Below are 26,897 nucleotides of genomic sequence, written 5' to 3'. Positions count from 1 at the left end.
CTGCGCAGTCGACGGTTTTTGAGCGGGCAGGTTGCCCATTCACCGGGCGGCCGGCACAGATCAGGGAGGCCTCCGTGGCGATGTCGAGACAGGTGCGGCGCAGTCTCGCCCTGGCGCTCGCCGGCCTCGTCGGCGGCATCGGCCTCGTGCTGGCCCTGTTCGGGGGCGACTCCCTCCGGCGGATGATCGGACGGCACGAGCCGGAGCCCCCGGCCGCCACGTCCCCGGCGCCGCAGGGCGGCCTGCGCAGCCTGTCGGATCCCGGGGCGACGGCGCAATCGAGCGGGCCGCCGATCGATTTCCGCGACGACAGACAGGGGCAGGCCAAGCCGGACGCAACCCAGCCCGGCGAGGATCGGTCCGCCGCGCGCCCCTCGGAAGGCACGGCATCGGGCGACAGCAAGTCGGCCGCCACCGGAGGCCCGGGCGCCAAGCCGGCAGAACCGGACGCGGCCCAGGTGCCGCGCTTCGACATCGTGCGGGTCGAGCCCAACGGCGACGCGGTGGTGGCCGGTCGCGGAGCGCCGGAGGCCGTGATCGAGATGCTGGTCGACGGCAAAGCCGTGGCCCGGGCCAAAGCTGACGCGAACGGCCAGTTCGCCCTGGTCCCGCCGGCACTGCCGGCCGGCTCCAGCGCCCTCCGGCTGCGCATGACCACCAAGGACGGCCGCGCCGCCGATTCACGGCAGAGCGTGGCGGTCGACGTGGCCCCGGGCCGGGACCGCCAGCCCCTGGTGGCGCTGACCGCCCCGGATGCCGCGACCGTCGTGCTGTCGCATCCGGGTGCCGCCGAGCCGGCGAACCGAGCAGTGGCCCAGGCCGGGAAGGCACCTGGGACGGCTGCCTCCGACGAGAAGGGGCAGGCCGCCCAGATCGCCAGCGTGGATGTGCAGGACAATGGCCGGCTGTTCGTCACCGCAACGGGGATTCCGGGTGCGAAGCTCCAGCTCTACCTCAACGACACGTTGATCGCCCCGGGCAGCGTCGGGCCGGACGGCCGGGCGAGCTTCACGATCGGGCGCGGGATCAAGCCGGGCCAGTACCAGGTGCGGATCGACCAGATCGACCCCCGGACCGGCAAGGTCGCGGCAAGGGCCGAGGTGCCGCTCGCGGTGCCCGAGCCGACCCGCGTCGCCGCCGGCGAGGGGGGCGGGCGCGAGCCGGTCACCAAGTCCACCCTTGGCGGCGGGCCGGGGACACCCCGTCCCCGGGCGGACAACCCCGGCGCGGCGGAGACGCCCTCCGCCCTCAGCCAAAATTCCCCGGGGGCGAGCGGCCCGGCCCGGGCCGGCGCGGTGTTCGTGCCCGAGATCACCACGGCGAAGATCACCCGGGGCGACAACCTCTGGCGGATCAGCCAGCGCACCTACGGAAGGGGCGAGCGCTACACGGTGATCTACGACGCCAACCAGGGCCAGATCCGCGACCCGGACCGGATCTACCCGGGCCAGATCTTCATTCTGCCGACCGACAAGCGCGGCTAGGCGCGTGGCCGGCGTGGAGGCCGGTTCGGCGTTCGCGGGCGCCGTGCATCGCGGATGGCGAGCCCCCTCACTCGACGACCTGATCATCCTCCGAGACGGCCAGCCGCCGCAGGGTCCGGAGCGCCCCGGCAAGGTCCTCCCGCGATGGCGTCGCCAAGGCGAGGCGGACGGCGTTCGGCGCGTGGCCCGGAACGACCGCGAAGGCCGGGGCCGGCAGCAGGGCGATCCCCCGGCGTAAGGATGCGGCCGCGAACGCTTCCGCCCGCCAGGTCTCAGGCAATTCGAGCCAGAGGTGGTAGGCCCGGGGATCGCCGACCACCGTAAGTCCGGTAAGAATCTCCCGGGCGAGGGCCTGGCGGGAGGCCGCATCCCGGCGCTTGGCGTCGGCGAGCGTCGCCGCCGAGCCGCCGGACATCCAGTGCAGGCCGGCCGCGAGCGACAGGCCGAGCGCGGTCCAGGCGCCCTGGCGCACGGAGGCGGCGAGCCGGTCAGTCAGGTGCGGCGGCCCGGCAATCATCCCGATCGTGAGGGCCGGCATCACCCGCTTCGACAGGCTGTCGATCAGGATCGTCCGGTCCGGTGCCAGGCTCGCCAGCGGCCGTGCGTCGGCCAGGAAGCTGTAGACGGCATCCTCGATCGCCGTGAGCCCGGTCCGCTCGAGCACCCGGGCGAGGTCGGCGCGCCGCGTGGCGCTCATGGTCGCGCCGAGGGGATTCTGCAGGGTCGGCTGGAGATAGAGCCCGCTCAGCGGCGTGGCCCGGTGGGCCTGGAGGATCGCGTCGGGGCACACGCCCTCGGCGTCCATGGCCAGCGGCACCAGGGTGATGCCGAGCCGGGACGCGATGCCCTTCACCACCGGATAGGTCAGCGGCTCGCAGCCGATCCGCCCGCCCGGCGGCGCCAGCGCCGCGAGCGCGGCGGCGAGCGCCTGCCGGCCATTGCCGGCGAACAGGATGTCGGCGGATTTCGGTGCGTAGCCGTCCCGGGCGAGGAACCCGGCCGCCACCGCCCGCGCCCGCGGGGTGCCGTCCGGGCCGTACTGGCTGAAGCCGATCTCGGTGCCACTGCGTGCCAGGGCCGCCAGGGTCTCGGCCAGCACGGCCTCCTGCTCCGGCAGCCGGGAATGGGTCCGCTGCAGGTCGAGGGCCGCAGGCGGCGGCTCCGGCTGGAGATCCACGGCTCCGCCGGGCTCGGAGCGGACGAAGGTGCCGCGGCCGACCTCGCCGGTCACGAGCCCGCGCCGGCCCAGCTCGGCATAGACCCGGCTCGCGGTCGAGACCGCGATGCCTCGGGCATAGGCGAAGTCCCGCTGGGGTGGCAGCCGGTCGCCCGGGCGCAGCGTGCCCGCGGCGATCTGGGCGGCCGCCGCGTCGGCGACGCCCCGGTAATCCGTAGCCCGCATCATTGCTCCGAGTGCAATGTTTCGATTGATCCGAGATATTTATCGGTTCAATCCTGGCGCCGCAATCCCGGCCGGACTGCTCCCGTCACCGGAACCTCCGCCATGTCGATCCTCACCCTCCCGTCCACCACCACGTCCACGCGCTCGACGAACCGGCTTGCCCGGCCATCCCTGTTGCGTCTCTGGCTGCAGCGCATCCGCACCCGGAGGTCGCTCGCCGCCCTCGATCCGGACCAGCTGCGGGATGCCGGAATCGAACCCTGGCGCCTGCGCCACGAGATCCGGAAGCCGTTCTGGAGAGGATGACCGGCCCTGCGGCCGCCGCGGGTGCCCCGATCGTCGGACGGACCTATATGCGGGTGGACGATCGTTCCTCCCGCAAGAATTTCGCATGACCGACGACACCGCGCCCCCGGCCGGGTCCAAACCTCCGGCTGAGCGCCCCGGGCTGCTCGCCACCTATCGACGCCTCTGGCCGCATCTCTGGCCGCACGACCGGCCCGACCTGCAGAGCCGGGTGTTCCTGGCCTTCGGGCTGCTGCTCGCGGCCAAGCTCGTGACCATGGTGACGCCGTTCACCTTCAAGTGGATCACCGACGCTTTGGTCGCTGCGATCGGTGGGAAGGACGCGCCGCTGCCGACCGGCCTGTTCGCGGCCCCGATGCTGCTGATCGCGCTCTACGGCGTGTCGCGGATCGCGATGTCGGCGCTGACCCAGGTGCGCGACGGGCTGTTCGCCAAGGTCGCGATGCACGCGGTGCGCCGCCTGGCGCTCAAGACCTTCGAGCACATGCACCGCCTGTCCCTGCGCTTCCATCTGGAGCGCAAGACCGGCGGCCTGACCCGGGTGCTGGAGCGCGGCCGCGCCGGCATCGAGGAATTGTCGCGCCTGATGGTGCTGACCCTGGTGCCGACCATCGTCGAGTTCGCCCTGGTGCTCGGCGTGCTCGCCTACGAGTTCGACTGGCGCTACGCGCTGGTGGCGTTCCTCACGGTCGGGGCCTATCTCGCCTTCACTTACAAGGCGACCGAGTGGCGGATCGCCATCCGCCGCCGGATGAACGCGTCGGACACGGACGCCAACACCAAGGCGGTCGATTCGCTGCTCAACTACGAGACGGTGAAGTATTTCGGCGCGGAGGCCCGCGAGGCCGCCCGCTACGACGTGTCGATGGCGAAGTACGAAAAAGCCTCGACGCAGACCTACGTGTCGCTGGCCGTGCTCAATGCCGGCCAGGCGGTGATCTTCACCATCGGCATGACGATCGTGATGTGGCTCGCCGCCCGGGACATCCTGGCCGGGCGCACGACGATCGGCGGCTTCGTGCTGGCCAACACCCTGCTGGTGCAGCTGTCGATGCCCCTGAACTTCATGGGCATGATCTACCGCGAGATCAAACAGGCGCTGATCGACATCGACGACATGTTCCGCATCCTCGGGCAGAACCCTGAGATCGCCGACCGGCCGAACGCGGCGCCGCTGAATGTCGCGGGCGGCACGGTGCGGTTCGAGGACGTGCGCTTCGCCTACACCCCGGAGCGTCCGATCCTGCGCGGCGTCTCGTTCGAGATCCAGGCCGGCCAGACGGTGGCGGTGGTCGGCCCCTCGGGGGCGGGCAAGTCGACCCTGTCGCGGCTGCTGTTCCGGTTCTACGAGCCGTCGGCCGGCCGGATCAGCATCGACGGCCAGGATATCGCCGCGGTGACCCAGGAATCGCTGCGCGCCGCGATCGGCATGGTCCCGCAGGACACGGTGCTGTTCAACGACACGATCGGTTACAACATCCGCTACGGCCGGGCCGACGCCACCGACGCGGAGTTGCGCGAGGCGGCCCAGCTCGCCCAGATCGACCGCTTCGTCTCCGGCCTGCCGGAGGGCTACGATACCCCGGTGGGCGAGCGCGGCCTGAAGCTCTCGGGCGGCGAGAAGCAGCGGGTCGCCATCGCGCGGACCATTCTCAAGGCGCCGCCGATCCTGGTGCTCGACGAGGCGACCTCGGCGCTCGATTCCTTCACCGAGGCCGAAATCCAGTCGGCGCTGGATCGGGTCAGCCGCGGCCGCACCACCCTGGTGATCGCCCACCGGTTGTCCACGGTGGTCAATGCCGACGCGATCCTGGTGCTCGACCACCGCCGCATCGCCGAGCGCGGCACCCATGCCGAGCTGCTGGAGGCGGGCGGCATCTACGCGGCGCTCTGGGACCGCCAGCGCGAGGCCGACGCGGCGCTCGAAGTGCTCCAGCGCGCCGACGCCCCGGTCCTGCCGATCCGGGTCGGCCCGGCGGTACTGCCGGCGACGGAACCGGCGGAGTAGTGCACAGGGAGGCGGATTACTTCTGCGGCTGTATTCGTTATACTGCGCTGAACGGCCCATCACGAAGGCCGCGCTGCGAATCGGCTCACGCCGTCCGGTCGGGGGAGACATCGATGTTGAAGGGCCTGATCGCGGCCGGCGCCATGCTGGTCGCCCTCGGCGGGACCGTCCGGGCCGAGGACGTCGTCCGGCTCGGCAACCTGAAATTCGCCCATTACGGCGCCATCTCCTACATGAAGGAGATCGCCCCGAAATACGGCCTGAAGATCGACGAGCGCCAGTTCGCCAAGGGCGCCGACATCTACCCGGCGATGGCCGTGGACCAGATCGACATCGCGGCCTCGGGGGGCGACGGCGCGGTCGCTGCGCGCGGCAACGGCGTGAAGCTGGTGGTGGTCGCGGGCTTCGCCGATGGCGGCGTGCGCATCCTCAAGCGGCCGGACCTGCCGGCCAAGAGCGCGGCCGACCTGAAGGGCCTCAAGGTCGCCACCGTCCGCGGCGGCACGCAGGACCTGATGCTGCTGGCCGAGCTCGACAAGCACGGCCTCACCTGGTCCGAGCGTCCCGGCAAGGACGTGCAGCTGACCTACTTCAACAACTACGCCGACCTGAACCAGGCGCTGGGGCAGAAATACGTCGACGTGATCTGCCAGTCGGAGCCGCAATCGACCCAGGCGATCAGCGCCGGCTGGGGCGTCGAGCTGGTCAAGCCCTACGACACCCCGATCGGCAAGCCGGTGCGGCCGCTGGTGATGACCGAGAAGATGTACACCGAGCGGCCGGAGGTGGCCGCCAAGGTGCTGCGCCTGTTCGTGGCCGCCACCAAGGCCTTCATCGACGACCCGGCGCTCGCCGAGAAATACGTCCGCGAGCAGGTCTTCAAGGGCCAGCTCACGAGCCAGGATTTTCGCGATGGCATGGCCAACGCGAGCTACACTTACGCCATGCCGGCGGGCCATATGCAGGTCACCACCGACTACATGGTGAAGTACGGGCTGGGGAAGATGCAGAACCCGCCCAAGAGCGATGCCGAGTGGGTCAAGCTCGACCTGCTCGAGAAGGCCAAGGCCGACCTGAAGGTCGAGTGATCCGATGGCCCTGCGCGACCTTCGCGGCGTCCTGATCCCGGTCGCGCTGCTGATCCTGTGGGAGCTGGCGAGCCGCACCGGCCTGGTCTCGGCCGTGGTGCTGCCGCCGCCGAGCGCGGTGGCGGTGAAGTGGTGGTCCGGCCTGCTGCCGGCCCTGCCATACGATCCGGGCCAGGAGAGCTACCTGTCCTGGCTGTTCTCCGGCGAGATGCCGCACGACGCGGTCTCCAGCCTGTCCCGGGTGGTCTCCGGCTTCCTGATCGGCGCCGGGCTCGCCGTGCCGATCGGCCTGGTGCTCGGCACCAACGACGCGCTCTACGCCCTGTTCAACCCGCTCCTCCAGGTGCTGCGGCCGATCCCGCCGATCGCCTACATCCCGCTGGCGATCGTGTGGTTCGGGCTCGGCAACCCGCCGGCCCTGTTCCTGATCGCGCTGGGCACCTTCTTCCCGGTCCTGGTGAACACCATCGCGGGGGTGCGCCAGGTCGATTCGATCTACATCCGCGCCGCCCGCAACCTCGGCGCCGGCTCCTGGACGATGTTCCGCCGGGTGATCCTGCCGGCCGCGAGCCCGTTCGTGCTCGCCGGCATGCGCATCGGCATCGGCACCGCCTTCATCGTGGTGATCGTCGCCGAGATGATCGCGGTCTCGGACGGGCTCGGCTACCGGATCCTCGAGGCCCGGGAATACATGTGGTCGGACAAGATCATCGGCGGCATGCTGACGATCGGCATCCTCGGCCTGATCATCGACGGGGCGATGAGCCGCCTCAACGATCACCTGCTGCGCTGGCATCGCGGCCTGGAGCGGTAACCCGGACGATGTCGGCAGAGATCGTGGTCGTGAACGCCGTCAAGGTGTTCGGCAGCGGCGCCTCGGGCGTCGCCGCCCTTCAGGACATCTCGGCGACGGTGCCGGAGGGCCAGTTCCTGTGCCTGCTGGGCCCCTCGGGCTGCGGCAAGTCCACCCTGCTCAACGCGATGGCGGGCTTCAGCCCGCTGACCTCGGGCACGATCACGGTGGGCGGCAAGCCGGTGGTCGATCCCGGGCCGGACCGGGGCATGGTGTTCCAGGAATACGCCCTGTTCCCGTGGATGAGCGTCGAGGACAACGTCCGCTTCGGCCTCGACATCAAGGGCGTGCCGCGCGCGAAAGCCAACGAGACGGTCGACCGCATCACCGCGACGCTCGGCCTCTCGGATTTCCGCACACGCTACCCGAAGGACCTGTCGGGCGGGATGCGCCAGCGCGTGGCCATCGCCCGCATCCTCGCCCTTGACCCGCCGGTGATGCTGATGGACGAGCCGTTCGGGGCGCTCGATGCCCTGACGCGGCGCACGCTGCAGGACGAGTTGCTCCGGATCTGGGCGGATTCCCGCAAGACGATCGTGTTCGTGACCCACTCGATCGAGGAGGCGATCTACCTCGCCGACCGTATCCTGGTGATGACCTACCGCCCCGGGCGCATCAAGCGCGACGTCACCGTGCCGATCCCCCGGCCCCGCGACCCGGCCAGCGCCGAGTTCAACGCGATCAAGCGCGAGCTCGGCCAGCTCGTCATGGAGGAGCAGGCCCGCTTCACCGACGCGGAATTGCACGCCCCGGCGGTGGATTGACGGGCCTTTCGGAGCCCGGCCGCTTCGCTCACCCGCCGGAGCGGACCGTCACCCCGAGCAGGCCCTCGAACGGCAGCACCATCGCGCCCTTGTCCCGGTCGCCGTGGCCCTGGCGCAGGGCGGTCTGGTAGGTCGCGGTGGCGGCGGCCGTGACCGGCATCGGATAGTTGCCCTCGGCCGAGATCGCCGCCGCGGCGACGAGGTCCTTGTAGGCCGCACCCATCGGGTAGCCCTCGTCGAAGCGGCCCTGGAGGATGCGCGGCACGAAGTATTGCGACGCGTAGCTCCGGCTCGTGCCGGTGGTGACCACCTGCGCGATCTGCTCGGGATCGAGCCCCATCGCCACCGCCATCGGCAGCACCTCGGCGAGCGCCGCGATATTGATGTCGTAGAGCACGTTGTTGATCGTCTTGGTGAGCTGGCCGGAGCCCGCCGGCCCCATATGCAGGACGCTGGTGCCGATCCGCTCCAGCAGCGGCCGGACCGGCGCCGGGGGGTCCGGGTCGCCGCCGCACATCACCGTGAGCGTCCCGGCCTCGGCGCCGGCCGGCGCCCCGGAGACCGGGGCATCGACGAAACGCCGCCCGACCGTCGCGAGGGCGCGGCCGAGGGCGAGTGCCTTCGCATGCGCGATGGTGCTGAGATCCACCACGATCGCCCCCGGCGCCAGCCGCTCGGCCAGGCGATCCCCGCCGAACAGGGCCGCCTCGACCACGTCGCCATTCGGCAGGCACAGGAACAGGACCTCGGCCCCGTCGAGGGCGGCCGGATCCGCCGTCGCGACGAGACCCGGCCCCTCGAGCCCGGCAAGGCGGGCCGGGTCGGCATCCACCGCCACGAGGGTCTCCGCTTCGGAAAGGCGCTTGGCCGCCAGGTTGCGGGCGATGGGCAGCCCCATGGCCCCGAGGCCAAGGATGGCGAGTTTCTGCACCAGACGGCTCCCCCCTTGCGGCCACCGATCGAGCCGGCGGCACGATTTGGGACGGCCCCGCCCCCTGCCGTCATTGCGAGCGCAGCGAAGCAACCTAGGGACACGCGACCTCCGGATATCGCGCGCTGAACTGGGTTGCTTCGCTACGCTCGCAATGACGGTGAAGGCCGCAGCCAGCCCTTCGAGGGGACCGGTATCGGACGTATCAGGAGGCGCCGCAATCGCAGATATCACGCCCCCATCCCTTGACAATGTTCCTATTTTGTGCTTATTAGCCGTCACCTGTCCCTCGGTGCTTCGGGCGCGATCCCGCGGCACGCTTCGGGGGTCCGTCCGGGGGCTGACCGGCGGGCTCGGGGGATGGGGCGGTGCCCGCGTCGGTGGCTCTCAGCCGCCATCGCCCCGGGCGGCGAACCGATGCGGGGCGTGTCTCGGATGCGGGCGTGAGGTCGGGCGGCAGTTTGCCCGGCGGGGGCGGAAAAATGCTCCCGCGGCGACCCGGGTCTGGGCTGACCCTGAGCAACTTGCGGACCCGCCCACTACGAGGCGGAGGTCGGGTGGAAGACCACGGCGGTGAATGCGGGTTCCGGGGGCGTCTCGGCTGCGAAGCGGCTTGGCCGTGCGGCTTGGGCGCCATGGGCAGTGACCGCTGGCATTGGAGTCGCAGGATCGGGGCGCTGACAAGACATCGCGACGAGAAAGACGGCAGCGGCCGGGGGCGATGCCCGGTCGGTGCCGCGGGTCGCCGCGGGGATCGGATCCCGCGCGTACTTGGCCGACACCTGGGTTCCCGCGGCGTCCCGCGTCCCTCGTGCTGGGTCTCTTGGGCCATGCCCCCGGCGCCTTACGGCGGGTGGGGACGATGACGCATCTCTGATAGAGACCGCGGCAGACCCGAAACATTGACGTTCGCCCGGCGGGCTGCCATCCGCCCGTCCGACATGTCCGCCCGCGGCACCGCTGAGTTCTGAACACAATGACAGACCTGATCGAGACGATCCGCCGGACGCTCGTGCCGATCCACAAGGAGGGCTATCCCTTCATCCTGATCGGCATCGTGCTGACGGTGCTGGCCGGCTACTTCTCGCAGTTCTTCGGCTGGATCTTCCTGATCCTCACCCTCTGGGTCTGCTACTTCTTCCGCGACCCGGAGCGGATCACCCCGGTGGCCGAGGGGCTGGTGGTCTCGCCCGCGGACGGGCGCGTCAACCTGATCGCCACCGTGCTGCCGCCCCCGGAGCTGGACCTGCCGCAGGTGCCCACCTTACGCGTCTCGGTTTTCATGAACGTGTTCGACTGTCACGTGAACCGGGTGCCGGTCTCCGGTCGGATCGGCCAGATCCACTACACGCCCGGCCTGTTCCTCAACGCCGAGCTCGATAAGGCCAGCGACGACAACGAGCGCAACGGCATGGTCATCGAGACCAGCCATGCCGGACAGGCCAAGCGCGTCGGCGTCGTGCAGATCGCCGGGCTGGTGGCGCGGCGGATCGTCGGGTTCGTCTCGGCCGGCGACACGCTGGCGGTGGGCGAGCGGTTCGGACTGATCCGGTTCGGCTCGCGGGTCGACGTCTACCTGCCGGCCGGCGCCACCGTGCTGGTCGGGCTCGGCCAGAAGGCGGTGGCCGGCGAGACGGTGCTGGCCGACCTCGCCGGCGGCCCGGGGCGGCAGTTCAAGCGGATCTAGCAAGCGGATCTAGACAGTCATGGACGATCTGTTCCCGCCCTTCGCGCCCGATCCGAACGAGCCGCGCCCGCGCCGCTTCAAGCCGGTGCCGTTCCGGATGATCGCGCCCAACATGATCACCCTGATGGCGCTCTGCCTCGGGCTGACGGCGATTCGGCTGGCCTTCGAGGGCAAGTTCGAGCCCGCCGTCATCGCCGTGGTGGCAGCCGGCGTGCTCGACGGCATCGACGGCCGGGTGGCGCGGCTGCTCAAGGGCACGTCCCGGTTCGGGGCCGAGCTCGATTCGCTGGCCGACTTCGTGAATTTCGGCTGCGCCCCGGCGCTGATCCTCTACGGCTTCGCGCTGTTCCACCTGAAATCCGCCGGCTGGATCGTGGCGCTGATCTTCGCCATCGCCATGGCCCTGCGGCTCGCCCGCTTCAACGCCATGCTGGACGACCCGAACCGGCCGGACTGGAAGAAGGACTTCTTCGTCGGCATGCCGGCGCCGGCCGGCGCGCTGACCGCGATGCTGCCGCTCTACCTGCACTTCCTCGGCTTCGGCGCCGAGGGCTGGGCCGCCCCCGCGATCCTGATCTACGTGCTCGCCATCGCCCTGCTGGTCGTCTCCACGGTCCCGACCTTCTCGGGCAAGACCATGGGCAAGCGCGTGCCGCGCAGCCTCGTCCTACCGATCTTCCTGTTCGGGGTCGCGGCCTTCGGCATCCTGATCAGCTACCCGTTCGAGGCCCTGGTGGCGGTGAGCGGTGGCTACCTGCTGACCATCCCGGTGGTCGCGGCCCAGTATCGCCGCCGGGCCAAGGCCGAGGCGGCCACCCTGATCGAGGAGCCGCCAGGGCCGGCGATCAGCGGGGGATAGACCGGGCCGGGGCGCTGGCCTTCGCCGGCGCTTCGCCTAGGTTCGCCTTACGATCTTAGCGGGGGACGGCGTATGCTCGAAGAGTTCAAGAAATTCGCGCTGCGCGGCAATGTCGTCGATCTCGCGGTCGGCGTGATCATCGGTGCCGCCTTCGGGGCGATCGTCAATTCCGCCGTGCAGGATCTGTTCATGCCGGCGATCGGCGCGCTCACCGGCGGGCTCGATTTCTCGAACTACTACATCCCGCTCTCGTCCAAGGTACAGGCTGGGCTGCCCTACGCGGATGCCAAGAAGCAGGGCGCCGTCCTGGGCTATGGCCAGTTCCTGACCCTGACCCTCAATTTCCTGATCGTCGCTTTCGTGCTGTTCCTGGTGATCCGGGCCATGAACAAGCTGCAGCACGCCGAGGCGAAGAAGCCCGAGGCGGTGGCCGAGATCCCGGCGGACGTGAAGCTCCTGGTAGAAATCCGCGATCTGCTGGCGGTGAAGCCGCGGGTTTAGGGCTCAGCGCTTGGGCTTGTCGTCGCCATCCGGCTTTACCCCGAGGGCGTCCAGGATCTGGTCGAGGGCTTGCCCCACCGCGCCGGTGCCCTCCTCGTGGGTCTTCAGCCGGGTCTCGAGCCGGCGGATCTGCGGCTCGAACGCATCCGGCACCGGATCGTCCCCGAGGAAGCGGGGCTTGTCGGTGCCGACGGGCAATACGCCGCGCAGCTGCTGGCCGAGGTGATCGCGCACCGGTTCCGGCAGGGTCGCGCCGGGGTCGCTCGAATCCTGGCTCATGGTCGCCTCACAGGTCTGTTGGCGGATCAACGGCTTCGCCGCAGAACCGTTGCGCAGCCGCTGGCGGCGCACAACGGACGGGCCCCGGAGCGGGTGCTCCGGGGCCCGATGGGCCGGTGCGGGACCGGCCCGCGCGATCAGTCGATGACCTCGACGATCCGGTGGCCGCGATCGACCAGCACCGGGCGGTCGTTCACCACGGTATAGCGGTAGCCCGGCTGCACGCGGTACTCGGTCGGGACGTCGTAATAGGTGACGCCGGAGGCCGGCAGGGTGGAGCCGACGGCGACGCGGCCGTCGTAATCGTACGAGCGGACGTTGCGCTCGCGGACGTAGCTGCGGAAGCGCGGCGCCATGTCGACGCCGAGGATGCCGCCCACCGTGCCGGTGGCCGCGCCGACCGCGCCGCCAACGATGCCGCCGATCGGGCCCGCCGCGTCGTTACCGGCGGCCGCGCCGCGCTCGGCGCCCGGGATGGTGCCCTGGGCCTGGGCCGCGAGCGGCAAGGACAAGGCGAGGACCGAGGCGGCGATCAGGGTCTTGAAGGTCATGCGGGACATCTCCGTTCCGTGGCGTTCCGCCGCAGCAAAGGCAGCGAAGCTCGGGCCGGTAACGCCCGATCCCCGGAATCGGATGCATCCTTTTTTCAGCGCGACGCGCCGAAGACAACGCAGCCCAGAGTTTACTAAGCGTCCTTGGGCATCGCCGACTGGATGAACCGGTCGGAGCCGAGATCCTCCTCGTCGTAGCCCAGGAGCTCGGCCAGCCGGCCGCGGGCGCGGCTGACCCGGCTCTTCACGGTGCCGACCTTGCAGCCCATGATCGTGGCGGCCTCCTCGTAGGAGACGCCCTCGGCGCCGACCAGCACGAGCGCCTCGCGCTGATCCGGCGGCAGCTTGGCCAGGGCCGATTGCAAATCCTCGACGTCGAGCCGGTCCCCCTGGTGCGGTGCCGTGGCCAGCCGGGCCGCGTAGGAGCCGTCCTGGTCCTCGACCTCGCGGACCCGCTTGCGGTGATCCGAGTAGAAGATGTTGCGCAGGATCGTGAACAGCCACGCGTTGAGGTTCGTGCCCGGCTGGAACCGGGCGCGGTGCTGCCAGCCCTTGAGCAGGGTGTCCTGGACGAGATCGTCCGAGCGAGCGGGGTTCGACGTCAGCGACAGCGCGAAAGCGCGCAGAGACGGCACCGCGGCGAGCAGGCCGTTGCGGAACTCAGGCTCGATCGCCTCGCCCCGGGCGCGCAGGGCCGCCTCAAGCTTCTCCAGCAGGTCAGCGAAGCGGGACGGCAGGATCTCCTCGCCGATCCGCTCGTAGACGGTGCGCAGGTGCTCGCCGAGATGCGTGCGGATGTTCGGGGCGAGGTTCGGGCGGCCATCCCGAAGCCCGTCCTCTTGGGAGTCCTCTTGGGACAGGACGGTGTCGGTCTCGTCGCGGCTCATGCGTATCGTGCTCGTCAGCTCATCGTGGCTCGACCTGCGGTCCGGACCGGTCGAGGCGGATCGCTTGCCGGCCGAACTCCCCCTCAAGTCCGGTCGATGCTCTCCTATTGCAGGCGTTCTAGCGCATTGGGGGCGTGCATGCACCCTCGCCCAGACCCGACTTAAGAAGCCCCGGCCGGTCTCAACAGGCGGATCGCCCCGTCCCGCAGGGTCAGGACATCGCCGCGCGCGAGATCGGTCCAGCGCTCGTCCCGGGTCAGCGCCTGGGTGGCGACCACCGTGACCACGTCGTTCTCGGTCGTTTCCCGCGCGAAATCGACCTGCCAGTCCTCATCGATCAGGGTGGCGGTGCCGGGGGGGGCCCGGCGGGTGAGGTAGCAGAGGCGCTTGCCGCAATGGGCGTAGAGGGTGCGGCTATCCGTCAGCAGCATGTTGAACACACCCAGCGTGTGCAATTCGCCCGCGAGGTCGGCCACCGCCCGGTCGAGGGTCGCAGGCCGGGGCAGGGCCTGGAACCGCGCCTGGAGGCGCCCCAGCATCCAGCAGAAGGCGTGCTCGCTGTCCGTGGAGCCGATCGGCATGAAGCTGCCGAGCGGCAGCCGCTTCACGCCCTTGAGCTGGCCGTTATGCGCGAAGGTCCAGCGGCGGCCCCACAATTCCCGCGCGAACGGGTGGGTGTTCTCCAGGCTGACACGGCCGCGATTGGCCTTGCGCACATGCGCGACGACGATGCGGCTCTTGATCGGCATGTCGCGCAACAGCCGGGCCAGCTGCGAGCGCGAGCTCGGCTCGGGCTCGTGGAAGCTGCGGCAGGTCCGCCCGTCATAGAAGCTGATGCCCCAGCCATCGGCATGGGGCCCGGTATCGCCGCCGCGCCGGGCGAGTCCGGCGAACGAGAAGCGGATGTCGGTCGGCACGTTGGCGCTCATGCCGAGCAGTTCGCACATGGTCTCCGACTTTCCACCCGAACCGCATCCGCGGGTCAGCGGATTTAGAGACGTTCGACCTTTGCGACAACTGACGTTTCAGTCGCTCTTCTGCGCATGCTCCAGAGCCCGCAGCACCGCGGCGGAGTCATGGCGGATCACGGTCAGATAGGCCAGTGTCGCGGCATCCGGCCGAGCGCGGCCCTGTTCAAGGTCGCGAAGGGTCGCGATCGGAAAGCCGAAGCGGGCCGCGAATTCGGCCTGCGTGAACCCGAGTTCCCGACGCACGACCTTCACGTCGAGCGTCTGGGAGCTATGGACGCGATACGTCCCCGGCTGGGCTTCGCCGCGGGCGATGGCAAGGGCCTGCTGCGCGGCCTCGACCAGCCCTTCCCCGAACGCGGTCATCTCTCGCCTCTCTATACGAATCGCATCCACCATGTGTGGATCACCCGTGCCTGCGCAAACCCGCGCGATAAACTTCGACCAGATCCATCAGCGCCGCTCTGACGGCATGCCGCTCGGCATGGCTGATGTCGACGCGCTGCCCCTTCGAAACCAGACGAAGCAGGAACACAGGCAGGTCATCAACAACGTAGAACGTAATGACCCGATAGCCTCCGGACTTGCCCTTGCCCCGGCCGCCGATCCTGACCTTTCGGGCCCCGCCGGTCTCTGGGATGAGATCACCAGCACTCGGATCCGCTGCGATCACATCGATGATCGCCTCCATCTCGCCGTCCGAGACGCCAGCAACTTTCGCGTCAGCGAGAAATTTCGGCGTCAGGACCACTGTGTGCATGAGTCTCGACGGTAAGGATCAGCCGTCGAGAAGCAAGATGGAGCGTCCAACCTTCACCGCGCCAGATAATCGGTCAGCGTCATCCCGAACATGATGGCGACCCAGAAGAAGCCGAGCCCGGAGAACAGCCGCACCAGCGGCGGCTCGTGGATCACCTCCATGGACACGAGAAGGATCAGCGCCACCATCACGGCGACGACCAGGAGTTCGACGATCCACACCTGCGCGAAGGGCAGGGTGGCCCCCAGGGTGACATTGACGGCGAGCAGCGCCAGCAAAGCCAGGAAGGTCAGCACCGGCGTGCGCAGCCGCCGCCGGAGCAGGGCGCGGTCGTCGGCGCTCAGGGTCGCGAGGGGATTGCGCATCCTACCGGTTCACCACGTAGAGAATCGGGAAGGCCAGGATCCAGACCAAGTCGATGAAGTGCCAATACAGGCCGTAGACCTCGATCCAGTTCTGGTGCCGGGACAGGAAGCCGGCCTTGGCGGCCAGCCAGGTCATGCCAAGCAGGAGCGCGATGCCGGTGAACAGGTGGACCGCGTGCAGAATCGTGGCGACGTAGTAGAGGTTCACGAACAGCCGTGCCGGCGGGGTCTCGACGAGCACGAAGGGCCGGCTGCTCAGGAACGGCATCATGTGCTCGGCCCAGTCGGCGTAGTATTCGTAGCCCTTGAGCACCAGGAACAGGCCGCCGAGCGCCGCGGTCGCCAGCATCGCCCGCACCATGGCGCGCTGCCAGCCGATGCGCGAGAACTCGATCGCCATCGACATGGTCAAGCTGGAGCAGATCAGCACCACGGTGTTGGTGGCGCCGATCCAGAACTTGAGGTGCTTTGCCGCCGCGATCGTGGCTTCGGGGTGCAGGATCCGGGTGATCAGCGCCACTAGAAACAGCGCGGAGAACAGCAGCAGCTCGGTGATCAGCCAGGCCCAGATGCCCAGCGTTGCGGCGGCGCGCTGCTGGTCCACGGTCTCGAAATGCCCGACGCGGGCGACCCCGACGCCGTCTGCAAGCCCCTCGCTCATCCGTGCTGGTCCTGGGCTTCCTGCGCCTGGATCGGGTAGTCGTACGGGATGCGCGGCACCGCCGGGGGCGACAGGAAATTGTGCTTGGGCGGCGGCGAGCCGGTCTCCCATTCGAGCCCCTTGGCGTTCCACGGGTTGGCGGGCGCCTTGCGGCCGAACCACAGGGAATAGACCAGATAGAGCATCGGGAAGATGTAGCCCGCGGCCAGGATCGTGGCGCCGGCCGAGGACAGCACGTTGAGCAGCTGGAACTCGGCCGGGTAGGTCGCGTAGCGCCGGGGCATCCCGAGATAGCCCAGGATGAACTGCGGGAAGAAGGTGACGTTGAAGCCGATGAAGATCAGCACCGCCGAGACCCGGCCCCACGGCTCGCTGTACATCCGGCCGGTGAATTTCGGCCACCAGAAGTGCAGGCCGCCCAGGAAGGCCAGCACCGTGCCCCCGACCATGATGTAGTGGAAATGCGCGACCACGAAGTAGGTCGCGTGGATGTGCTGGTTGATGGCCAAGGTCGCGAGATAGAGGCCCGTGAGCCCGCCGAGCACGAACAGCCCGATATAGCCCATCGCGTAGAGCATCGGCGTGTCGAGCCGTAAGCTGCCCTTATGGATCGTGGCGGTCCAGTTGTAGACCTTGACCGCGGACGGCACCGCCACCGCGAAGGACAGGGCGGAGAACACCAGGGAGGCCAGGTCGCTCTGGCCGTTGACGAACATGTGGTGGCCCCAGACGAAGAAGGTCACCGAAGCGAGCCCGATCGACGCGTAGGCGACGAACCGGTAGCCGAACAGCTTCTTCTGCGCGAAGGCCGGGACGATCTCCGAGATCACCCCCATGCCGGGCAGGACCATGATGTACACGGCCGGGTGCGAGTAGAACCAGAACAGGTGCTGGAACAGCACCGGGTCGCCGCCATAGGCCGGATCGAACACGCCGATATGGAAGCCGCGCTCCATGATCAGCAGGATCAGCGCCGTCGTGATCACCGGCGTAGCGAGCAGGAAGATCAGGCTGGTGGCGTAGTGGGTCCAGACGAAGATCGGCAGCTTGAACCACGTCATGCCGGGCGCCCGCATGGTGTGGATCGTGACCACGAAGTTGAGACCGGTGAGAATCGACGAGAAGCCCACGATGGTCACGCCGATCAGAGCCGGCAGGACCCAGGTGTTCGAGAAGGCGGTGGAGAGCGGCGCGTAGAAGGTCCAGCCGGTGTCGACGCCGCCCAGCACCAGAGAGACCAGGGTGAAGAACGCCCCGGTCATGAAGATGTACCAGCTCGTCAGGTTGAGCTTGGGAAACGCCAGATCCTTGGCGCCGATCATCAGCGGGATCAAAAAGTTGCCGAAGGTCGCCGGGATCGACGGGATCAGGAAGAACCACACCATCACCACGCCGTGGATGGTGAAGGCCTTGTTGTAGGTGTCGTTGGTCATGATCGCGCCGTTCGGCACGATGAGGGCCAGCCGGACCACGCCGGCGGCCACCGCTCCGATCATGAAGAAGCCGGTGATCGAGGTCAGGTACAGGATCGCGATGCGCTTGTGGTCGGTGGTCAGGAACCACGAGCGCAGGGTCGAATCCGCGTGGAGATAGTCCGCCTTGCGCCCGAGGGTGGCCTCCGGCGCGTGCGGCTCGCGGCGGGCCGTGCCGCCGACGCTGCCCGTTGCGCTCATGGTGTCGCCCTCATGGATTGGCCTGCGCGGCCTTGCCGGAGGCCGGCGCCGTGTAGGATTTCAGGAAATCGATGAGGCGGCCGAGCTCGTCCGCCGGGATCCGCCCGGCGAAGCTCGGCATGACCTGCTTGTAGCCCTCGGCGAGCCGGTCGCCGTTCGGGTTCAGGATCTTTTCGCGCAGCCAGGTCTCGTCGGCCGTCACCGTGCGGCCGTCGGCGAGCTTCACCGGGCTGCCGTAGAGCCCGACGAGGCTCGGGGCCTTCACGGCCGAGCCGGGATCGTGGCAGCCGGCGCAGCCATAGGCCTCGTAGAGGGTGCGGCCGGCCGCGACCTTGCTCTGCTGCGCGCCGGCATGGGTCAGCCAGTCCTGGTAGTCGCCGGGGTTCATGAAGGTGACCTCGCCGCCCATCACGGAATGGTCGGTGCCGCAATATTCCGAGCAGTAGAGGTGATAGGTGCCGATCTTGTCGGCCTTGAACCACAGGTCGGTGTAGCGGTCCGGCAGGGCGGCGACCTGCAGGCGCACCGCCGGCAGGTAGAGGGCGTGGATCACGTCCTGGCTGATGATCCGCAGGCGGATCGGCTGCCCGATCGGCAGGTGCAGGTTGTTGATCTCGGCCTGGCCGGTGGGATGCTGGAACTTCCACATCCATTGCCGGCCGATCGCCTCGATCACCATCGCGTCGGGCGGCGGGTTCCGCGAGGCCACGTATAGCCGCGCCCCCCAGACGAAGAAGATCAGCGTCAGCAGGAACGGGATCAGCATCCAGCTGATCTCGATCAGGTTGGAGCGGATGCCCGATGGCTGCCGGTCCGCCTCTGAACCCTCCCGGTAGCGCAGGGCGAAGTAGGTGATCGCCACGAAGACCGGGACGGTCAGCAGCAGGGTCAGGATCGTGAAGGCCAGGATCAGCAGGTCGGTCTCGGACGCGGTGGCCGAGACGGCGGCGGGCCAGAGTTCGAGGGCGGCGTGGTTCGGCGTCATGCTACCGTTCCGGCGCGTCGAGGGGGCGGCCGACGATCAGGTTCATGGCCCGGTCGATCGGGATGCGGGCCCGGGTATGGGCCGGATCGCTGTAGCCGTAGCCGGCGAGCAGTGCCGCGGCCGCGGCCCTCTGGCGGTCGAGGTCGGCATAGGGATCGGCCTGCAGATTCGGGGGCGGCGGCGTCAGCGGGGCGGTCTGCTGGCGCGTCAGGGTCGGCAGGCTCCGGCGCTGGCTCGCGCTGAAGGCGCCCATCAGCCAGACCATGGTGCCGATGACCGTCAGCACGGCGAGCGCCAGGCCCGCCATCACCAGCGCGGTGTTGCGGACGCTGACATCGCGCGTCTCGTAGCCGGGACCGTCGGGATCGCGTGGGCGATTGGCCGGCATGCCGCGGGCGGGCCGGCCGCTTAGCAGGCCGCTCCCGCGCAGGGTCAGCCCGGCCAGGATCGCCGGGATCAGGCCGGGGCCGGGGGTGCCGCCCGCGCTCATGCGATCCTCCCGGAAGACCGGGCATTCGGTGCTGCGCGGCCACGCAGCAAGGGCTGGAGCGCGGCGGCCAGGCACGCGACTCCGAGGGCAGCGAGCCCGTCGACCGGGCGGATCACGAACCGGTCGCGCAGAGCCGGCGTGACCAGCCAGAACATCTCGAGGGCATGCACGGCCAACGCCGCGCCGGCCAGGATCCGGGTGGTCGGGCGGCCTGGCCGGAGGGTCGCGAGCCCGGCCAGCACGACGACGATCCCGGCCGCGATCGACAGGCCGCGTCCGAGCCCGCCGCCGCGGGCGAAGTACCAGGCCACCTCCGGCGGCAGGTTGGCCGACCAGACGATCAGGAATTGCACGAAGTGCAGGAACGCCCAGAGGCCGAGCAGCACCACGAGGGGAACCAGCCGGCCCCGCCCGGGCGGGGTGCGTCCGCGGCCCACCGGCTCGGGTTCCTCCCAGGCAAGCAGGATCGCCGCTGCGAAGGCCAGCCCACTCCACGCGGTCATCACCAGCAGGCCGAGCAGGGTGGAATCGAGCCGCGGATCGAGGGAGGCGATCACGTCGGTGGTGAACAGGGTGCCGACCACCGCGTGCAGGCCCACCGCCGGCACGGTGCGGCCCTCGCCCGGCTCGTCGAAGGGCCGCGCGAAGCGGAACGCCAGCCAGGTCCAAGCCGCGAGATACGCGATCACCCGGGCCGCGAAGAACGGCGCGGTGAACCAGAGCCCCGCCAGCGGGGTGCGGGGCGCCGCCTCGACCCAGGGGTAGAGCACCGGCACCGCCGCGAGGAGGGGCAGCCCCAGCAGCGCGGCCACCGGCATCAGCGCCATCAGCCGGTGCAGGCCCGCCAGAATCTCGACGCCGCCGCGCTCGCGCACGCGCTTGCCGAAGCGCTCGGCCACGATCGTCACCGGCAGGGCGCCCACCGGCAGCGCCAGGAGGACGAGCCAGGCCGCGAGATACGCGCACGCCGCGCCGCGCCAGCCGCCCGCGAGAAAGCAGCAGGCCAACAGGCCGAGCCCGACAAGCCCGAGCAGGATGGGGCGGCTCACTGGGTCGCCTCCAGGCGGGTCCGGTCGTCCGGCGACAGGCTCGCCACCGGGGCGTCCTGGCTGAGCTGGAGCGCCCGGACATAGGCGACGATCGCCCAGCGGTCGGCCGACGGGATCATCTGTGCCATGCCGAACATCGCGCGCCGGCCATTGCCGATGGCGTCGTAGATCTCGGCGGCCGAGGCCTGGCGCAGTGGCTCGGCAGTGAGGTCGCCGGCATGCGGGAAGCCGCGCTGCACGACGATCCCCTGACCGCGTCCGTCCTGGCCATGGCAGGGCGTGCAGAACACCGCGTAGCGCTGCCGGCCACGCTCGACCAAGTCCTCGCTGATCGCCTGCGGCTGCGGCGCCTCGCGGGCCGGGTCGGTCCGCGGAACGGTCCCGGCCACGGGCTGACGCATGGTGATCTGGCGGGGGAAGAACGCGTTCCGGTCCCAGGTCTTGGCCCGGGCCTGGTCGTCCATGTTGGCCTCGCCGCAGGCGGTGAGAGCGGAGAGGGACGCCAACAGGGTGAGGGGGACGGCGCACCTCATCGCGGGATCCTGCGGATCTCGAGGGGGCGCCCGGCCTCGACCGGCAGGCTGGTGAGCCGGCGCTCGAACCGGGCCGCGTCGAAGCGGTCGCTGCGCGCCTCCGCGGAGAGGAAGAACCGGTCGTCCGAGGCGCGCAGGAAACCCGGGATGTTGAAAGCCGGGTGGTTGAGTCGCGGCAGGCGGTTGAGCACCAGGAGCGCGAGGTGGATCGCGATGCAGCCGGTCGTCATCGCGAAGGAGATGCTCGGCACCACGAAGGACGGCCACGACAGGCGCGGGCGCCCGCCGATCAGGAACACGTAATCGTAGGCGGTCGCGTAGATGCACATCGCGTAGAAGCCCGCGCCGCCGAGCAGCGCGCCGGCGAGCGCGTAGGGCAGGATCGAACGGCCCTCCAGGCCGAGCGCCCGCAGGGTCCGGGGCATCGGCACCGGCCCGTGCCCGTCGAGATGGACCTGGTCCGGGCTGATCCCCGACACCGCCTGCAGGGCGGCGGCGAGGTCGGCGTGGCTGGCGAAGGTGGCGGACACGCCCCAGAGCGGGGCCGGCCCGGGATTCTCCTCCGGGCGGAGGGTGGCCCGGGACGCGGCCTCCCGGGCGGCGGCCGCGGTGCCCGGAGCCCGGGCGAGGGCGAGGCGGCGGCTCTCGATGATCGAGACCGCCGGCAGGTAGCGCAGGAACAGCAGCAGCAGGGTCAGGAACAGGCCGATGGAGCCCGCGAAGGTAGCGATACCCCAAGGATCCGGCCCGTAGGGCAGCCGCGAGGAGGGCAGGAAATCCTGGGTCAAGGTGACGACCAGCACCATGACGTGGTCGGCATAGGCCCCGGCCGCGACCAGCAGGCCGACCATCGCGATCGCAAGGGGCGTCGTCCGGGCGCGGGCCGACCAGAGCACCTGCGCCGGCAGGACCAGGCCGAGGATCGCCGTCCAGGAGACCAGGGCATGATCGCCGGTCATGCGCCGCACCAGCACGGCCCGCGCTTGCGCGTCGCCGTTGAGGAACGTGTCGAAATACTCGGCGGCGTAGCAATAGGCGCTGGCGCAGCCGAGGCAGAGCAGCAGGCGGCCGAGCACGTCGAGGTGGCGCGCGGTCACCAGGCTGTCCAGGCCGTAGACGACGCGGATCAGCACGACGATCGCCGCGGTGACGCCGACGCCGGAATAGACTGCGTTCACCAGGAAGCTCACCGGCAGCAAGGTGCTGTGCCAGCCCGGCATCAGCGAGCCGGCCAGCATCACCGAGGCGCCGGTCTGGACCGAGACCACCAGCAGCACGCCGAGCAACGCCACCGTCCGGTAGGCCTGGACCCAGATCTGCCAATGGGCCGCCGAGCCGCGCCAGCCCGAGGCGACGATGCCGTAGATCTGCGCGCGCAACAAAGCGAGCTTGCGGGTGCGGTCCTTGGCGTCGCTCTGGCGCATCGCCTCCACGAAGGCGCGGTCGCGCAGGGTGGCGAGGTCCGGCAGCATCCCGATGAACCAGAGGCTCACGCAGATCACCAGGAAGGCGACAATGTCGATCGCGTCCCACAGGAGCGGCGAGCGGAATTGCGGCCAGAGGTCGTAGGTGTTGGGGTAGGGCAGGTTCCAGAAGAAGAACCACGGCCGCCCGAGATGGATGATCGGGTAGAGCCCGGCCGAGGCCGTTGCGAGCAGCGCCAGGGTCTCGGCGATGCGGTTCACCGCCCCGCGCCACTCCGCCCCGAGCAACAGCAGCACCGCCGAGACCAGCAGGCTGCCCGACGCCACACCGATCCACCAATCGTAGCTCGCGATGTCGAGCGCCCAGACGACGGCGTTGTTGTTCGCCCAGACCCCCGGCCCGGCATAGAGCAGGTAGCCGAGGGTGAAGCCGAAGACGCCGAGCAAAGCCACCGCCCCCGCGAAGGCGATCCACCAGCGGCGGTTGCGCGGATGGGTCAGCGGGATCGCCGCCACCGCGCCGCCGATGCCCTGGAGGGTCTCCTCCGGGCCGATCAGGGGGCCGGCCGACGGGCCGCCGAGCAGGGCGCCGGACATGCTCAGCCCTCCCGTCCGGCCGGTCCGGCGGCGGGCGCGAGCCCGGCGAGGTAGGTGGTGCGCGGGCGCGTGTTCAGGTGGCCGAGCAGCGCATATTCCCGCGGGTCCTTGCGGGCGTCCGAGACCCGGCTCGTCGGGTCGGCGACGTTGCCGAAGGTGATCGCCCGGGTCGGGCAGGCACCTTGGCAGGCGGTCTCGACGGCGCCGTCCGGGATCGGCGCATGCGCGTCCTTGGCCGAGGTGATCCGGGCCGCCGTGATGCGCTGGATGCAGTAGGTGCATTTCTCCATCACGCCGCGGGCGCGGACCGTGACCTCGGGATTGCGCTGCTGCTGCTGCACCGGGGTCATGCCGCCGGTATAGTCCAGGTAGTTGAAGCGGCGGACCTTGTAGGGGCAGTAGCTCTGGCAGGTCCGGGTGCCGACGCAGCGGTTGTAGACCTGCAGGTTCAGGCCCTCGCTGTCGTGCAGGGTCGCCTCGACAGGGCAGCCGACCTCGCAGGGCGCCTGCTCGCAATGCATGCACGGCACCGGCTGAAAATGCGTCGTCGGCGCGTCGAGTTCGCCCGCGTAGTAGCGGTCGATCCGCAGCCAACCCATCCAGCGGCCGAGTTCGACCTCCGCGCGCCCGACCACCGGGATGTTGTTCTCCGCCTGGCAGGCGGTGACGCAGGCATTGCAGCCGGTGCAGGCATCGAGATCGATCGCCATGCCCCATTGCGCGGCGACCCAGCGGTCCTGGCTCTCGGGCGGCGGATAGAACGAGGCGGGTGCCGGCGCAGTCTTGGGATCGCCCACCGGCGCGGCGCCGACCGCCTGGACGCGGACGATGTCCTGGCCCTCCATCGTGCCGAGGTTCTGGGTGGTCGCCTGCATGCGGCGGCGGCCGGTCTTGGTGAGCCGCGCCCCGGTCAGCCGCCAGGGCGTCTCGACGGGGCGCAGGGTGGCGGCGTCATAGCCCAGGCCGCTCGACAGGTGGTCCGGTACGTTGCGGCCGTAGCCGAGGCTCAGGGTCACGGTGTCGGCATCCTGCCCGGGCAGGATCCAGGCCGCGCCCTCGACGGCGCGCCCCGCCGCCTCGACCCGCACGATGTCGCCCGTGGCGATCTTTTCGCGCTCGGCGAGATGGGGGCTGAGGGCGATGACGTTCTCCCAGACGATCTTGGTCAGGGGCTTCGGCAGTTCCTGCAGCCAGGCGAGGTCGGCATGGGTCCCGTCCCAGATCGTGGCATCGGGGCGGAACACCACCTCAATCCCATCTGTGGCAGGCACCGGGGAGGGGGGCACGGCCTGGGTGAGGGCGACCGCTTCCGTCGCGCTCGCGCTGTCGGGCCAATACCCCCGGCGCAGGGCGTCGCCGAAGCGGGCCTCGAACGCGGCCGCATCCTCGCCTTCGTTCCGCCAGCGCGCCTTGAGCAAGCCGAGCGCGTCCTCGCCGCCTTCGCTCCCGCGACCGTCGGTCAGGAAGGCCAGCATGTCCTGAAGGGTGCGGCCGTTGTAGAGCGGCGCAACCGTCGGCTGGATCAGCCCGACCGTGCCGTCGACGGCACGGACGTCGCCCCACGATTCCAGCGGATGGGCGGTGGGCAGATGCCAGTCGGCATGTGCGCCGGTCTCGTCGTAATAGAGCCCGGCATGGATCTTGAGCGGCACGCGCTCCATCCGGGCAGCGAAGTCGAGGGCGGCCGGTGCGTCGTAGACCGGGTTGGCGCCGAGCACGATCAGCACCTTGACGGCGCCGCGCTCCATGGCGTCCGCCAGATCCGCCAGCGAGCCCGTGCCTTGCTCGGCCACGGGTGCCGTGTGCCGCAGGGTCGCGCCGGTATTGCCGAGCGCGCCGTTGAGGCGGTGGACCAGGGCGTGCAGATCCGGGCTCGTGGTCAGGCCGGCCGTGACCAGGCCGGCGCCCCGGGCCTCGATCAGGGCCTTGCCGGCGCCCCGGGCCCAGCGGGATACAGGATCGTCGCCCGCAGGCGCCGCGCCGCCGCCGGCCAAAGCTAAAAAATCCCGCGCGAGGGCTTCGAGGCGCCCAGCCGGGACGGGGACGCCGTAATCGGCCTTGGCGCTGGTCAGGGTCGGGGTCGGCGCAGCCGCATGCAGGGAGAGCAGGCCCCCCTTCGCGTAGGCCCCGCGGCGAGCCGCGCTCCAGCGCCCCGACAGGCCGACCTGTCCGGGACCCAGGTCGAGGAAGTCCCCGTCCAGGGACACGATGGTCCGCGCCCGACCGAAGTCCGGGAGGGTCTCCAGCGGCCGTCCATAGGCGCGGCGCGCGCCCTCGTAGATCGCCTCGCGGCCCACGCCGGCGCCGACGAACCAGCGTAAGGCCGGATAGGCGGCGCGCATCCGGGCGACCTGCGCCGCGACGGTGGGCGAGGTCACCGGGCCGGTCAGCAGAGCGACACCTTCGCCTCCGGTCTCGTGCCAAGCCGGCATCTGCGCCTGCAGGGCCGCCCGGAACGCCGCCCAGGAACTCGGCTTGCCGAGATGCTGAACCGCCTGCGAGCGGAACGGGTCGTAGAGGCCGAGCACGGAGGCCTGCGCCAGCACGTCGGTGCCGCCGAGGCTCCAGGGATGCTCGGGATTGCCCTCGATCTTCAGCGGCCGGCCGTTGCGGGTGGTGACCAGGATGCCATTGCCGAACCCGTCGAACACCGCCGAGGAGGCGTAGGACAGGTCCGTGCCCGGTACGATCCGCTCGGGCTGGTTGACGTAAGGCACCTCGAAGTTGCGTCCGCCCTCCGACCCGCAGGCGGTGAGGCCTCCAAGCGCGAAGGATGCGGCCATCAGCTTGAGGAAGCCGCGCCGCTCCGGGGCGGCGGCGAGCCGCGCCGCGGAGGGGAACTCGGCCGCGAGGTAATCGCGGAATTCCGAACTGTCGGCGACGGCGTCGAGGCTGCGCCAGAAGCGCGGGCCGTCGCCACTGGCGAGTTTCTGGCGCAGGAGGGCGAGGTCGGGATTGCCGGTCATCGGTGGCAGATCCCGCATTCGGTGAGCCGCGCGCCACCGCGGATATGGTACTGGGCCACGAGCTTCGGCCCCAGGGTCTCTTGGTCAGCCGGCGGCTTCCAGTTCATGTTCCAGACTTGATCGGGCGTCCGCACGTACTTCTCCGGCGCCCGATGGCAATCCAGGCAGAACTGCATCTCGAAGGCATTCGCCCGGTAGGTCAGCTGCATCGAGGTCACGTCGCCGTGGCAGGTCGAGCAGCCGATGCCCTTGGTCACATGCACGGAGTGGTTGTAGTAGACGTATTGCGGCAGCTTGTTCAGCCGCACCCATTCCAGCGGCTTGTCCTGCGCGTAGCTGTCGCGCACCGGCTTGAGCATGTCCGAGCCGGTCCAGATCTGCGAGTGGCAGGTCATGCAGGTATGGGTCGGCGGGATGCCGGCCGATGCCACCTTGTCGACGGTGGTGTGGCAGTAGCGGCAATCGATGCCGAGCTCGCCCGAATGGTGCTTGTGGCTGAACGGCACCGGCTGGGCCGGCGCGATGCCGACCCCGGTGACGTAGTTCGAGCGCACGATCCCGGCCGCCAGAACCGGCAGGCCGACCAGGCAGGCCACACCGGTCATCAAGGCGAGCCGGTAGATCGCATCCGCACCGGGCGTGAACAGCTGCGCCATCAGGCGGCCCCACAGGACGGCGCGGTCCGGTCGACGAATTCGATCTGCTCAGCCTCGCGCCGCAAGCGTCGCCCCACCGTTGGTCCCGAATTGACTGTGCAGCGCAGCGGAGCGCCCGCGCAATGCGACCAAAGCGGCCCGGCGCCGGGAGGCAGCCGCGACCGCCCGAG

Annotated in this window: 27 protein-coding genes; 9 read left to right on the top strand and 18 right to left on the bottom strand. The window is 70.0% G+C overall.

Annotated features, from left to right (window positions below; translation table 11 throughout):
- Positions 1 to 80: 80 nt before the first annotated feature.
- Positions 81 to 1,484 carry a LysM peptidoglycan-binding domain-containing protein gene (locus AO398_RS03815; RefSeq protein ID WP_058190708.1) on the top strand — a complete coding sequence of 468 codons (1,404 nt, stop codon included), beginning with the start codon at positions 81 to 83 and terminating at the stop codon, positions 1,482 to 1,484.
- A gap of 67 nt (positions 1,485 to 1,551) precedes the next feature.
- Here AO398_RS03815 and AO398_RS03810 read toward each other — a convergent pair whose 3' ends face one another.
- Positions 1,552 to 2,886, bottom strand: a complete 1,335-nt coding sequence (locus tag AO398_RS03810) for a PLP-dependent aminotransferase family protein (RefSeq protein ID WP_058190735.1) — start codon at positions 2,884 to 2,886, stop codon at positions 1,552 to 1,554.
- Between the two features lie 102 nt (positions 2,887 to 2,988).
- Here AO398_RS03810 and AO398_RS03805 point away from each other — a divergent pair, with 102 nt between their 5' ends.
- The 5 genes from AO398_RS03805 (at position 2,989) to AO398_RS03785 (ending at position 7,905) form a co-directional block, all read left to right on the top strand.
- Complete coding sequence (locus AO398_RS03805; RefSeq protein WP_058190707.1) at positions 2,989 to 3,192, top strand: DUF1127 domain-containing protein; 204 nt, start codon at positions 2,989 to 2,991, stop codon at positions 3,190 to 3,192.
- A gap of 85 nt (positions 3,193 to 3,277) precedes the next feature.
- Complete coding sequence (locus AO398_RS03800) at positions 3,278 to 5,200, top strand: ABC transporter ATP-binding protein/permease (protein ID WP_058190706.1); 1,923 nt, start codon at positions 3,278 to 3,280, stop codon at positions 5,198 to 5,200.
- Between the two features lie 113 nt (positions 5,201 to 5,313).
- Positions 5,314 to 6,288 (top strand): ABC transporter substrate-binding protein, encoded by a 975-nt coding sequence (locus AO398_RS03795; RefSeq protein WP_058190705.1) that lies wholly within the window; start codon positions 5,314 to 5,316, stop codon positions 6,286 to 6,288.
- Between the two features lie 4 nt (positions 6,289 to 6,292).
- A complete protein-coding gene (locus AO398_RS03790) occupies positions 6,293 to 7,102 on the top strand; it encodes an ABC transporter permease (protein WP_058190704.1) in 810 nt (269 codons plus the stop codon).
- Between the two features lie 8 nt (positions 7,103 to 7,110).
- On the top strand, positions 7,111 to 7,905 hold the full coding sequence (locus AO398_RS03785; RefSeq protein ID WP_058190703.1) for an ABC transporter ATP-binding protein: 795 nt from the start codon (positions 7,111 to 7,113) through the stop codon (positions 7,903 to 7,905).
- Positions 7,906 to 7,933: 28 nt separating this feature from the next.
- Here the strand turns inward: AO398_RS03785 and AO398_RS03780 are convergent, their stop codons facing one another.
- On the bottom strand, positions 7,934 to 8,836 hold the full coding sequence (locus AO398_RS03780; RefSeq protein ID WP_082643114.1) for an NAD(P)-dependent oxidoreductase: 903 nt from the start codon (positions 8,834 to 8,836) through the stop codon (positions 7,934 to 7,936).
- Positions 8,837 to 9,812: 976 nt separating this feature from the next.
- Here AO398_RS03780 and AO398_RS03775 point away from each other — a divergent pair.
- The 3 genes from AO398_RS03775 (at position 9,813) to mscL (ending at position 11,883) form a co-directional block, all read left to right on the top strand.
- The gene (locus AO398_RS03775) at positions 9,813 to 10,523 is read left to right on the top strand and encodes a phosphatidylserine decarboxylase (protein WP_058190702.1); all 711 of its coding nucleotides are present in this window, start codon (positions 9,813 to 9,815) and stop codon (positions 10,521 to 10,523) included.
- A 19-nt stretch (positions 10,524 to 10,542) separates the two neighbouring features.
- Positions 10,543 to 11,382 carry a phosphatidylcholine/phosphatidylserine synthase gene (locus tag AO398_RS03770; protein ID WP_058190701.1) on the top strand — a complete coding sequence of 280 codons (840 nt, stop codon included), beginning with the start codon at positions 10,543 to 10,545 and terminating at the stop codon, positions 11,380 to 11,382.
- 72 nt (positions 11,383 to 11,454) lie between these two features.
- Complete coding sequence (gene mscL, locus AO398_RS03765; RefSeq protein ID WP_058190700.1) at positions 11,455 to 11,883, top strand: large conductance mechanosensitive channel protein MscL; 429 nt, start codon at positions 11,455 to 11,457, stop codon at positions 11,881 to 11,883.
- A gap of 3 nt (positions 11,884 to 11,886) precedes the next feature.
- Here mscL and AO398_RS03760 read toward each other — a convergent pair whose 3' ends face one another.
- The 16 genes from AO398_RS03760 to AO398_RS03685 all read right to left on the bottom strand — a co-directional run bounded on the left by AO398_RS03760 (position 11,887) and on the right by AO398_RS03685 (position 26,727).
- On the bottom strand, positions 11,887 to 12,162 hold the full coding sequence (locus AO398_RS03760; RefSeq protein WP_058190733.1) for a hypothetical protein: 276 nt from the start codon (positions 12,160 to 12,162) through the stop codon (positions 11,887 to 11,889).
- Between the two features lie 137 nt (positions 12,163 to 12,299).
- Complete coding sequence (locus tag AO398_RS03755; protein ID WP_058190732.1) at positions 12,300 to 12,713, bottom strand: DUF1236 domain-containing protein; 414 nt, start codon at positions 12,711 to 12,713, stop codon at positions 12,300 to 12,302.
- A 134-nt stretch (positions 12,714 to 12,847) separates the two neighbouring features.
- On the bottom strand, positions 12,848 to 13,600 hold the full coding sequence (locus tag AO398_RS03750; protein WP_058190699.1) for a NepR family anti-sigma factor: 753 nt from the start codon (positions 13,598 to 13,600) through the stop codon (positions 12,848 to 12,850).
- Between the two features lie 161 nt (positions 13,601 to 13,761).
- Entirely contained in the window at positions 13,762 to 14,547 is a 786-nt protein-coding gene (locus AO398_RS03745; RefSeq protein WP_058190698.1) for a class II glutamine amidotransferase, read from the bottom strand.
- A 78-nt stretch (positions 14,548 to 14,625) separates the two neighbouring features.
- Positions 14,626 to 14,934 carry a helix-turn-helix domain-containing protein gene (locus AO398_RS03740; protein WP_058190697.1) on the bottom strand — a complete coding sequence of 103 codons (309 nt, stop codon included), beginning with the start codon at positions 14,932 to 14,934 and terminating at the stop codon, positions 14,626 to 14,628.
- Positions 14,935 to 14,974: 40 nt separating this feature from the next.
- Positions 14,975 to 15,328 (bottom strand): type II toxin-antitoxin system RelE/ParE family toxin, encoded by a 354-nt coding sequence (locus tag AO398_RS03735; RefSeq protein ID WP_058190696.1) that lies wholly within the window; start codon positions 15,326 to 15,328, stop codon positions 14,975 to 14,977.
- A 53-nt stretch (positions 15,329 to 15,381) separates the two neighbouring features.
- On the bottom strand, positions 15,382 to 15,693 hold the full coding sequence (locus AO398_RS03730; RefSeq protein WP_058190695.1) for a hypothetical protein: 312 nt from the start codon (positions 15,691 to 15,693) through the stop codon (positions 15,382 to 15,384).
- 1 nt (position 15,694) lies between these two features.
- A complete protein-coding gene (locus AO398_RS03725; protein ID WP_058190694.1) occupies positions 15,695 to 16,354 on the bottom strand; it encodes a cytochrome c oxidase subunit 3 in 660 nt (219 codons plus the stop codon).
- Entirely contained in the window at positions 16,351 to 18,027 is a 1,677-nt protein-coding gene (locus tag AO398_RS03720; protein ID WP_058190693.1) for a cbb3-type cytochrome c oxidase subunit I, read from the bottom strand. Before AO398_RS03720 ends, AO398_RS03725 begins: the two co-directional genes overlap by 4 nt.
- 10 nt (positions 18,028 to 18,037) lie before the next feature.
- Positions 18,038 to 19,012, bottom strand: a complete 975-nt coding sequence (gene coxB, locus AO398_RS03715; RefSeq protein WP_058190692.1) for a cytochrome c oxidase subunit II — start codon at positions 19,010 to 19,012, stop codon at positions 18,038 to 18,040.
- 1 nt (position 19,013) lies between these two features.
- Positions 19,014 to 19,502 carry a hypothetical protein gene (locus AO398_RS03710; RefSeq protein WP_058190691.1) on the bottom strand — a complete coding sequence of 163 codons (489 nt, stop codon included), beginning with the start codon at positions 19,500 to 19,502 and terminating at the stop codon, positions 19,014 to 19,016.
- Positions 19,499 to 20,551 (bottom strand): hypothetical protein, encoded by a 1,053-nt coding sequence (locus AO398_RS03705; protein WP_058190690.1) that lies wholly within the window; start codon positions 20,549 to 20,551, stop codon positions 19,499 to 19,501. Before AO398_RS03705 ends, AO398_RS03710 begins: the two co-directional genes overlap by 4 nt.
- Positions 20,548 to 21,084, bottom strand: coding sequence for a cytochrome c (locus AO398_RS03700; RefSeq protein WP_058190689.1), 537 nt, complete (start codon positions 21,082 to 21,084; stop codon positions 20,548 to 20,550). The genes AO398_RS03705 and AO398_RS03700 overlap by 4 nt, the downstream gene beginning before the upstream one ends.
- On the bottom strand, positions 21,081 to 23,105 hold the full coding sequence (locus tag AO398_RS03695) for a quinol:electron acceptor oxidoreductase subunit ActD (protein WP_058190688.1): 2,025 nt from the start codon (positions 23,103 to 23,105) through the stop codon (positions 21,081 to 21,083). Before AO398_RS03695 ends, AO398_RS03700 begins: the two co-directional genes overlap by 4 nt.
- Before the next feature lie 2 nt (positions 23,106 to 23,107).
- Positions 23,108 to 26,071: a TAT-variant-translocated molybdopterin oxidoreductase gene (locus AO398_RS03690; RefSeq protein ID WP_058190687.1), complete on the bottom strand. Its 2,964-nt coding sequence runs from the start codon at positions 26,069 to 26,071 to the stop codon at positions 23,108 to 23,110.
- Entirely contained in the window at positions 26,068 to 26,727 is a 660-nt protein-coding gene (locus tag AO398_RS03685; protein ID WP_058190686.1) for a cytochrome c3 family protein, read from the bottom strand. The genes AO398_RS03690 and AO398_RS03685 overlap by 4 nt, the downstream gene beginning before the upstream one ends.
- Between the last annotated feature and the right edge of the window lie 170 nt (positions 26,728 to 26,897).

This window comes from Methylobacterium sp. GXS13, assembly GCF_001455965.1.
Classification (GTDB): domain Bacteria; phylum Pseudomonadota; class Alphaproteobacteria; order Rhizobiales; family Beijerinckiaceae; genus Methylobacterium.
Note: the sequence above shows the minus strand (reverse complement) of the source record. Positions and strands in the feature narration are given on the sequence as shown.